General features: G+C 35.5%; 1 protein-coding gene. It reads right to left on the bottom strand.

Translation table 11 applies throughout. The annotated features are described in order from the left end of the window. A partial coding sequence (locus tag OM075_RS26645) for a glycoside hydrolase family 125 protein (RefSeq protein ID WP_301193333.1) occupies nucleotides 1-830 on the bottom strand: 830 nt, incomplete at both ends.

The following is an 830-nucleotide window of genomic DNA, read 5'->3' as shown; positions in this document are numbered from 1 at the left end:
TCTCCTGCAGAACCCGTAAAGAAGTATGGATTATCTTTACTCCAAACGAAATTTCGTGTATTCTGGTAAATAGGATCATTAACATCAACATCGCCCAGATAAGCCATAGCTAACAGGCTAGGCACATTAGCATCATCCATCAAATACTGATTTCCAAAACCATCAACCTCATAAGCATAAATAGTTCCGTATTTAGGATGATTGTAGGTAGCGTATTTCTGTAATGCACCTTCTACTTCATTTGCTAAATCAATACATTGCTGAGCTGTTGCTTCATCTTTATTCACAGCTGTCAATATTTCAGCAGCTTTACGCAAAGAAGTAACCGCAAAGAAATTAGATGGAATTAAAAATTGTAAAGTTGTAGCATCATCTGATGGTCTGAAACATGAAACAATTAAACCGACAGGATTAACAGGATTACCCAATCCATTGTTATTCATCGTATCTAACTGGCGTTCTGTATTACGCTGAAACTTATATTGTCCGTTATTTTCCTTTCGTTGCTGCTCTTTAAAAGTTTTAAGAATATTTTCCATTGCTTTTAACCATTCCTCATCAAAAATAGAGGTATCTCCAGTTACTTTCCAATACTCATAAGCCAATCGAAGCGGATAACATAATGAATCAATTTCATATTTACGTTCGTGAAGTGCTAATTTCATATCTGTATTATCACTCATCCATTGATGATCCGGATTAGGATCATGAGGATCTAAGAATGCATTGGCATACGGATCAATGTTAATACACATCATTTGTCGACGAATTACACCAGCCAACATACTCTTTAAAGCCTCATCATTATTGGCAAATTGAATATAAGGCCA

The organism is Plebeiibacterium sediminum, assembly GCF_026013605.1.
Lineage (GTDB): Bacteria > Bacteroidota > Bacteroidia > Bacteroidales > Marinilabiliaceae > Saccharicrinis > Saccharicrinis sediminus.
This window is presented reverse-complemented; position numbering and strand designations above follow the sequence as displayed.